This is a genomic window from Paraburkholderia sp. BGA-UO-ETr-F21, assembly GCF_059567925.1.
The window spans coordinates 1,472,614-1,481,530 of record NZ_JCAQOY010000040.1; the positions used below are offsets into that span (position 1 = coordinate 1,472,614).

At 64.1% G+C, this 8,917-nt stretch carries 8 protein-coding genes; 7 read left to right on the top strand and 1 reads right to left on the bottom strand.

Annotated features, from left to right (window positions below; genetic code table 11):
• Nucleotides 1-74: 74 nt before the first annotated feature.
• From AC57B1_RS39050 to AC57B1_RS39075, 6 genes are all read left to right on the top strand, one after another.
• Complete coding sequence (locus AC57B1_RS39050) at nucleotides 75-1,058, top strand: sugar kinase (protein WP_496420326.1); 984 nt, start codon at nucleotides 75-77, stop codon at nucleotides 1,056-1,058.
• A gap of 124 nt (nucleotides 1,059-1,182) precedes the next feature.
• Nucleotides 1,183-2,478, top strand: a complete 1,296-nt coding sequence (locus AC57B1_RS39055; protein ID WP_496420327.1) for an MFS transporter — start codon at nucleotides 1,183-1,185, stop codon at nucleotides 2,476-2,478.
• Nucleotides 2,478-3,443, top strand: coding sequence for a 2-hydroxyacid dehydrogenase (locus AC57B1_RS39060; RefSeq protein WP_496420328.1), 966 nt, complete (start codon nucleotides 2,478-2,480; stop codon nucleotides 3,441-3,443). The genes AC57B1_RS39055 and AC57B1_RS39060 overlap by 1 nt, the downstream gene beginning before the upstream one ends.
• Before the next feature lie 31 nt (nucleotides 3,444-3,474).
• Nucleotides 3,475-4,575 (top strand): LacI family DNA-binding transcriptional regulator, encoded by a 1,101-nt coding sequence (locus AC57B1_RS39065; protein ID WP_408353260.1) that lies wholly within the window; start codon nucleotides 3,475-3,477, stop codon nucleotides 4,573-4,575.
• 71 nt (nucleotides 4,576-4,646) lie between these two features.
• Complete coding sequence (locus tag AC57B1_RS39070; protein WP_496420329.1) at nucleotides 4,647-5,477, top strand: YhfC family intramembrane metalloprotease; 831 nt, start codon at nucleotides 4,647-4,649, stop codon at nucleotides 5,475-5,477.
• A 166-nt stretch (nucleotides 5,478-5,643) separates the two neighbouring features.
• Nucleotides 5,644-6,009 (top strand): DUF3022 domain-containing protein, encoded by a 366-nt coding sequence (locus AC57B1_RS39075; protein ID WP_408298199.1) that lies wholly within the window; start codon nucleotides 5,644-5,646, stop codon nucleotides 6,007-6,009.
• A gap of 27 nt (nucleotides 6,010-6,036) precedes the next feature.
• On the opposite strand, the gene AC57B1_RS39080 is transcribed toward AC57B1_RS39075, so the two are convergent.
• Entirely contained in the window at nucleotides 6,037-8,148 is a 2,112-nt protein-coding gene (locus AC57B1_RS39080; RefSeq protein ID WP_496420330.1) for a hypothetical protein, read from the bottom strand.
• Nucleotides 8,149-8,436: 288 nt separating this feature from the next.
• Between AC57B1_RS39080 and AC57B1_RS39085 the strand changes: the two genes are divergently transcribed.
• Nucleotides 8,437-8,917: MFS transporter (locus AC57B1_RS39085; protein WP_496420331.1), on the top strand; the 481-nt coding region annotated here is incomplete at its 3' end.

Below are 8,917 nucleotides of genomic sequence, written 5' to 3' on the forward strand. Positions count from 1 at the left end.
GGCAGGTAGGACCTGAGAGAGCAGCAAAACACGCAGCAAAACACGCAGCAACGCGGAACAAGCAGGAGCAAAGCATGAGCAACACCAGCACACCATTCGATGTCATCACCTACGGCGAAGCGATGGCCATGTTCGTGGCCGCCGAAACCGGCCCGCTCGCGGGCGTCGGCCAGTTCACGAAGCGCATCGCCGGCGCCGACCTGAACGTGGCGATCGGTCTGTCGCGCCTGGGCTTCAAGGTGGGCTGGATGAGCCGCGTCGGCAACGATTCGTTCGGCCAGTACGTGCGCGACACGTTGACGAAAGAAGGCATCGATCAGCGCTGCGTGAGCACCGACGAGCGCTATCCGACCGGCTTCCAGCTGAAGTCGAAAAACGACGACGGCAGCGACCCGGCGGTCGAGTATTTCCGCAAAGGGTCGGCCGCGAGCCACCTGTCGCTGGCTGACTACGCGGCGGATTACGTGCTGCCGGCGCGTCATCTGCATCTGACCGGCGTGGCGCCCGCGATTTCGGCGAGCTCGCGCGAACTCGCGTTCCATCTGGCGCGTGAAATGCGTGCCGCCGGCAGGACGGTGTCCTTCGACCCGAATCTGCGTCCGACGCTGTGGCCGTCGCGCGCCGCGATGGTCGAAGGGCTGAACGCGCTTGCCGCGCTGGCCGACTGGGTGCTGCCCGGCATCGGCGAGGGCGAGATTCTGACCGGCTACACGCAACCGGACGACATCGCGAAGTTCTATCTGGACCACGGCGCGCGCGGCGTGATCATCAAGCTCGGCGCGCAGGGCGCGTATTTCCGCACCGCGGACGATGCCGCCGTGATCGCCGGCCAGCCGGTCGCGAAGGTGGTCGACACGGTCGGCGCGGGCGATGGTTTTGCGGTCGGCGTGGTCAGCGCGTTGCTCGAAGGCAAGTCGCTGCCGCACGCCGTGGCGCGCGGCAACCGCATCGGCGCGCTGGCGATTCAGGTGATCGGCGATTCGGAAGGGCTGCCGAGCCGGGCCGAACTCGACGCGCTGGAATCGGCCGACGCGCCGTCCATTGCCGCCGCAGCCTGAAGAGGCGCAAGTTTCGCAATCCGGCGCGTCGCGCCGGGCTGCTTCGATAACAGCAAGAGCGCTCGAACAGAGCGCCCCACGACCGTCCATCATTGTTTCGGGAAGCCGTCCAAGGAGACACCCCATGACCTCATCGCTTGCGATTCGCCGTTGGTGGACGATCATGCCGATCGTATTCATCACCTACAGCCTCGCTTATCTGGATCGCGCGAACTACGGTTTCGCGTCGGCCGCCGGCATCAACCAGGATCTCGGCATCAGCAAGGGGCTGTCGTCGCTGATCGGCGCGCTGTTCTTCCTCGGTTATTTCTTCTTCCAGATTCCCGGCGCGATCTACGCGGAACGCCGCAGCGTCAAAAAGCTCGTGTTCTGGAGCCTGGTGCTGTGGGGCGGCTGCGCGGCGCTCACCGGCATGGTCAGCAATATTCCGTCGTTGATGGTGATCCGCTTCGTGCTCGGCGTGGTCGAAGCCGCCGTGATGCCGGCCATGCTGATTTTCATCAGCAACTGGTTCACCAAAAGCGAGCGTTCGCGCGCCAACACCTTCCTGATTCTCGGCAATCCGGTGACGGTGCTGTGGATGTCGGTCGTGTCGGGCTATCTGGTGCATTCGTTCGGCTGGCGCCACATGTTCATCGCCGAAGGCGCGCCCGCGATCCTGTGGGCGGTGATCTGGTGGTTCATCGTGCAGGACAAGCCGCAGCAGGTGTCGTGGCTCACGCAGCAGCAGAAGGACGACCTCGCCGAAACGCTGCGCGCCGAGCAGGCCGCGATCAAGCCGGTGCGCAACTATAGCGACGCGTTCAAAACGCCCGCAGTGATCAAGCTGTGCGCGCAATATTTCTGCTGGAGCATCGGCGTGTACGGTTTCGTGCTGTGGCTGCCGTCGATCCTGAAGAACAGTTCGACGCTCGGTATGGTCGAAACCGGCTGGCTTTCGGCGCTGCCGTACCTCGCCGCGACCATCGCGATGCTTGCAGCTTCGTGGGCTTCGGATAAACTCAACCGCCGCAAGGTATTCGTGTGGCCGTTTCTGCTGGTCGGCGCGGTGGCGTTCGCGGCTTCTTACGCGCTCGGCTCCACGCATTTCTGGCTCTCGTATGCGCTGCTGGTGGTCGCCGGCGCCGCGATGTACGCGCCCTATGGCCCGTTCTTCGCGATCGTGCCGGAACTGCTGCCGAAGAACGTCGCGGGCGGCGCGATGGCGCTGATCAACAGCATGGGCGCGCTCGGTTCGTTCGTCGGCTCGTATGTGGTCGGCTATCTGAACGGCGCGACCGGGTCGCCCGCCGCGTCGTATGCATTCATGAGCGTGGCGCTCGTCGCCGCCGTGATTCTGACGCTGATCGTCAAACCGCAGGCGCAGGAACAGAACAACGTGTCCGCGGCTCGCCACCCTGTTGCAAGGAAAATAAGCTGATGAAGAAGATCGTCGCCTGGAAGTCGTTGCCCGAAGATGTGCTCGCCTATCTGCAACAGCATGCGCAAGTGGTGCAGGTCGATGCCGCGCAGCACGACACATTCGTGGCCGCGCTGAAAGACGCGGACGGCGGCATCGGTTCGAGCGTGAAGATCACGCCGGCCATGCTCGAAGGCGCGACGCGGCTCAAGGCGCTGTCGACCATCTCGGTGGGCTTCGATCAGTTCGACGTGGCCGATCTCACGCGCCGCGGCATCGTGCTCGCGCACACGCCGGACGTGTTGACCGAATCCACCGCGGACACGGTGTTCTCGCTGATTCTCGCGTCGGCGCGGCGGGTGGTCGAACTCGCCGAGTGGGTGAAGGCCGGGCACTGGCAGCACAGCATCGGAGCGGCGCAGTTCGGCGTGGACGTGCAGGGCAAGACGCTCGGCATCGTCGGGCTCGGGCGGATTGGCGGCGCGGTGGCGCGGCGCGCGGCGCTCGGCTTCAACATGAAGGTGCTGTACACCAACCGCTCGCCGAACCCGCAAGCTGAAGCGGCTTACGGCGCGCGCCGCGTCGAGTTGGCCGAACTGCTCGCCACTTCCGATTTTGTCTGCCTGCAAGTGCCTTTGACGCCGGAGACGAAGCATCTGATCGGCGCGGCTGAACTGAAATCGATGAAGAAGAGCGCGATCCTGATCAACGCCTCGCGCGGCGCGACCGTCGACGAAACGGCGCTGATCGAGGCGCTGCAAAACGGCACGATCCACGGCGCCGGTCTCGACGTGTTCGACACCGAACCGCTGCCGGCCGACTCGCCGCTCCTGAAGCTCGCGAACGTGGTCGCGCTGCCGCATATCGGTTCGGCGACGCACGAGACCCGTCACGCGATGGCGTTGAACGCGGCGGAAAACCTCGTCGCCGCGCTCGACGGCACACTGACCAGCAACATCGTCAATCGCGAAGTGCTTGCTCAATGAGCCGAACCACGCGCCAAGCCACGAGACACCGATGAGCACGACCCCGCAGGCCGCGCCGCGCCGCGCGACGATCACCGACGTCGCGCGCGAAGCCGGCACCGGCAAGACCAGCATTTCGCGCTATCTGAACGGCGAGATGAGCGTGCTGTCGCCTGAACTGCGCGCGCGCATCGAGGCCGCGATCGCGCGCCTGAACTATCAGCCGAACCAGATGGCGCGCGGCCTCAAGCGTGGCCGCAACCGTCTGATCGGCATGCTGGTGGCCGACCTGACGAATCCCTACACAGTCGAAGTGCTGCAAGGCGTGGAAGCGGCGTGCCACGCGCTCGGCCTGATGCCGCTGATTTGCCATGCGGCGAACGAAGTGGAGATGGAGCGGCGCTATCTGCAACTGCTCACCACGTACCGGGTGGAAGGCGTGATCGTCAACGCAATCGGCGTGCGTGAGGAAACCCTGCGGCCCGTGGGCGGCGGCGGGATTCCGGTGGTGCTGGTCGACCGTCTGGTGGACGGGCTCGTCGCGGATATGGTCGGTCTCGACAACCAGGCGGCGGCCGAACTCGGCACGCGGCATCTGCTGGACAATGGCTTCGACGATATCTGGTTCGTCGTTCAGCCTTTCGAACAGGTCAGCTCGCGGCAACTGCGCGAAGCGGCGTTTCGCGAGGCGATGAGCGCGCAGAGCGGGCAATCTGGACACCGCGAAGGGAAGGGCGCCGCGCGCGGTCACACGCTCGTGCTGAATCTCGCGGACGCAGCCGAAGCCGAGCGCAGCCTTGCCGAACTTGACCGTGCGATCGATGCGGCCGCCCGCGCGCGCGAGGCTGCCGGCGGCACGGGCAAGTCCGCGCGCGTCGCGTTGTTTGCTGCCAATGCGCCCGTTGCGCTGCGTCTCGCCTTGCATCTGAAGGCGCGCTACGGCGCCGACTGGCAGGCCCGTGCCGCGCTGCTTTCCATCGACGACCCCGACTGGGCCGAACTGACTGGCGTCACGACGATCCGCCAGCCTACCTACGAGATCGGCTACCGTGCGGTCGAGTTCCTGCATGAGCGCATCGAAGGCGTTCAGACGACCGCGCGCGATTGCCTGCTGCCGGGCGAACTGATCGTCCGCGCCTCCACTTTGCGCTGAATTCCCGCCGATCTGCGATCATTCGGGCTGCGGCGCGCAGTGGGTGCGCGCCGGTCATCGCAAGGAAACTCATGGTTGTTGCACCGCTTACCCTCTCGAGTCTCGCCCTCGCGACGCTGCTCGTCGCCGCTTTACCTTTCCTGATCTACCGCCGTCTGCGCCGGCCGCTCGCGCTCAAGCCGCGTGACGCCATCACCGGCGTGGCCGTGTTCGCGCTGTTCGCCATGGTGATCGAGCGCGCGCTGAACGACTTCGTGCTGCATCGGAACGAAGCGACCGCGACCTTTCTGTCGAATCCGGTCGCCTTCGTCGTGTACGGCGCGCTTGCCGCGGGTGTTTGCGAGGAAGTGGGGCGGTTCATCGGCATGCGGCTGCTGCTCAAACGCGCGGCGGCGAAGTCCGGCTCCACGGCGTTCACGGCGGGCAAGGGCGATAGCGGCGCAGATGGCACCGCGCTGACCTACGGCCTGGGCCACGGCGGCGCCGAAGCCTGGCTCGTCGGCGTGCTGGTGCAGATTCAATGGATTCTGTTCGCGATCTTCGAAAACCGCGGTGAACTGGACGGCTATCTGAGCAATCTGCCTACCGACTCGGTGATGCGCATCCATCTGATTCTCGCCAGCCTGACGCCGCAGACCGCCGGCATTTTCGCGCTCGAACGCATTGCCGCGCTGGTGTTCCAGATCGGCTTGTCGGTGTTGATGTGGCGCGGCTTGCGGGCCGGCTGGCGCGGCATCCTGCCGCTCGCGATTGCATTGCATGCGCTGGTGGACGTGCCTGCCGCGATGTTCCAGGCGCAACTCGTGCCGCTCGCGGCAGTGGACGCCGTGTATGCGGTCGGCGCGGTGATCGTCGCCGGGCTGCTGATGCGGGCGTTCAGGCGCCCGGCGGTGGCGGCATGAGGGCCGCGCTCGATGGCCGCGTTTGATGGCCGCACGCCGGCCGCTTGATAGTCGCTTAATGGCCGTTTGATGACCGCTTGCTGGCGCGCTCGGTGCGCGCGCCATTGAACCATTGGCCGTTCTCTACAATCGGCCTCCCTTCACGCCTATCCTTTTGGCACTCCCCATGGAAGCTTACCAATACGACTGCGCCAATCCCGAGTTCGAGGAACTGGCGCGGGTCATCAGCGATCTGTTTCCCGAGCAGACGCAGTTCATCCAGCGCGCCGCGGAAGACGGCACGCCGACGCTGGCGATTCACTGGGTGGCGATGCGGTTCGGCGCAACGGCGCGCCGTATCGTCATGACGGTGGTGATTACGCCGGCGGCGCTGGCGCGTTATCGCGCCTCGCCGGCGCGGCTGCGTGGCCGCAGTTTCGCGGTGCTGCGCGCGTATGTCGAGGCCTCGCTGGGTTCGCTGGAGGAACAGTATGCGAACGGCGAGGCGGTGCCGCGTGAAGTCACGATCGAACTCGGCGACGAGTTTGCGTGACGCCGTAGTCACGCAAGCCGGCGCGGCTCAGTCTCCGTCGTAGGGCTCGGCGATCTGATTGCCGGGGTGCTTCGCGTTGAATTCCTCGCGTATCTTTTCCTTGAGGTTGTACGTGTCGGTTTCGCGCATGCGGGCGTCGTACTGATCCGAGATTCCACCGAGGATGAGCCCGGTGGTCGCAAGCGCGAAAGACAGGGCCGGCCCGACTACCGGCACGAATCCGATCATGCCGCTCGCCAGATTGATCACGGAGGCGCCGAAGTCCATCCGGTCCTGTGGCGTCAGCTTGCCTGCCTTCTGCTTTTGCAGATACGTGTCCAGCGCGACGCCAAACGATGCGCCACCAAGAACGGTATTGATCGCCGCCGGCACCATCTGCATACGCAGCGGCTTCGATATCTTCATCCAGTCGGGCCAGTTGTCGGTTTTCGAGAGCATGTTGGCCTGGCGTTTCGCAAAGAAATCCGTGTATTTGTCGGACCACTCCTTCAGCTTCGATGGACGCTCGCTTGCGGGCGTATCCCTCAGCAGTTTGCCGAGGTCGCCGAAAGCCGTCCTCGAATCGTTCAGCGCGTTTTCCCGCTCCTGCATGGCGCTGTTGAACTGGTCGTAGGCCGCGTGCTTCAGGCCCGCCAGCTGATCGAGCTGCTTGCCGAGTTCGAGCGCCTCCGGCTTGCCCGACTGGCGTGCGGCGTCTGCCGTATCGAAGCCCTGGCTCTTGAGTTGGGCGATGACGTCCCGTGCGTTGGCGTCGATGGTCTTGATATTCTCGTGGGCGTCGCTGGCCGCATCGGCGGTCGAGCTTTTCAGTTTTGTCGCGAGGTTCTGCATTTCGAAATACTGAGGGGCGAGATCGTTTGTCGCGTCCTGTAATTCGAGTTGCTGCACGTCGGGATTCGTCTTCGCGAGCTTTTCGATGACGTCGTCGCGCAAGCTTTGTTGTTGCTGCGCGAGCTGGTCGTCGATGTGTCCAGTGGTTTGCTTGTCGAGCGCATCGATTTCGTCATCGAGCTTGCCGTGCGGATCGAAGTCGGCGAAGTTCGCGGAGCCGCTCGGTCCGGCGACCGGTTGCGGAGCGCCTTGCGTCGGGCCACTGGGTCCAGCGACCGGCTCCGAAGTGCCTTGTGTCGTGCCGCCCGGGCTTCGTCCTGCCTCGCCCGTGGATCCGCCAGTCACGGTGCCTGGTTGTCTCGCTGTTTGCAGCGCTCGTTTCGCCTGTTGCAGCTTGACCAGGTGATTGCCCAGATCGGTGCCGACGCCGATGGTGAGTTCGTTGATGCCCTGTGCCGTGGTCGCGCCCGCCGTGATGAAGTCCTTCGTCGGATCCTGACCTTTATGCAATTTCTCCATGCCGGACAGAAAAGACAGCCCGCCTTTCGTGAAATAACTCGCGGCGGCATTCAGACGAGTACCCGTCAGAATGCCCAGGCGACCATTCGGTCCCAGCGGATCGAGCACGCTCTGGTTCGGCCGCTGCCACGCCGCGAGAGGCGTGTTCTTCAGGAGGGCGGAGTTGTTGAAGCGTGCTTCGTCGAAGATGAGCGCGCGTGCATAGGTGCTCGCCGCCTTGCCATATTTTCCGTAGGTTGAAGCGGCATCCGCATGATGAGTGAGCGCGGACAGGTCGACGTTGGCCTTCTGTCCGATGCTGTCCAGCGACTCATCGCCTTTGGCGTTCTGCAGGGCAGTTTTGAGACGGCCGATCTTCGACTGCAGTTCTGGCGTCGGTTTGTCTGATGCGTTCAATTGCCGCACGCGGTTATACGTCGATGCGGCCGCGATCAGGTGGTCGGTCGTATCGCGGCCCCGGTCGATATCCTGATCGACCGCGGCGAGCGACGCATTGAACGTTTCCATATCGGCAGCGACCTCGTTGCCGATGACCGCCTGCGTCGCCATGGCGTTAGCCTCGACATCGATCGTGCTGGCGGCCGCCGCCGCGCCGACCTCCCCGGAGGGCAACTGCGGAGTGGCCTTTGGCGACGCGTCGGCTTTTCCGATGGGCGTGGATGGTCGAGCCGGGTTCTGCCGGTTGCCGACATGCGCCGGAGCGCCGCGATTCTGCGAGTTGGGTGCGTTGTCCTGAAGATCCGACATGCCGCCGGGCCGGAACGGATAAGAGGCTGCATTGACTTTCATTGAAACTCCTGCAGGAAGGCGCCTCGTTCAGTCACATCATCATGCCGCCGGCGCACGTTGAGCGGTGTCCCATGCTCGCGCCACCTGACCGTCCGGCGGAGGTGAATAAACATTTTTGTGACATAAATTTCGTTGGTCCGGGTAAGCAGAAATTAATTAGATATACGGAATCTCGATCCTGGATGCACAACATTCAATTAGAATGCCGAACCAAGAAAATAACGATGCGTGGCCCAGCCGCGCACTATCAAGACAATCACCAGGGGACATGCAGGAGCATAAAGACCGATGACAAATCTCAATATTCCGGCGGCAGTATCCACACAAGACACACGGCGCCGCATCTTCGCGATCGTTGGCGCTTCATCGGGCAATCTCGTCGAGTGGTTCGACTTTTACGTGTATTCGTTCTGCGCGCTGTACTTCGCGCCGGCGTTCTTCCCGAGCGGCAATCCGACCACGCAGTTGCTGAATACCGCCGGCGTGTTCGCGGCAGGCTTCCTGATGCGTCCGATCGGCGGCTGGTTCTTCGGCCGTCTGGCCGACAAGCACGGCCGCCGCATGGCGATGATGGTGTCGGTGTTCATGATGTGCGGCGGGTCGCTGGTGATCGCGCTCTTGCCCACCTACGCGCAGATCGGCGCGCTCGCGCCGGCGCTGCTGCTGGTTGCGCGGCTGTTCCAGGGGTTGTCGGTGGGTGGCGAATACGGCACCAGCGCGACCTATATGAGTGAAGTCGCGCTCAAGGGGCGGCGCGGCTTTTTTGCGT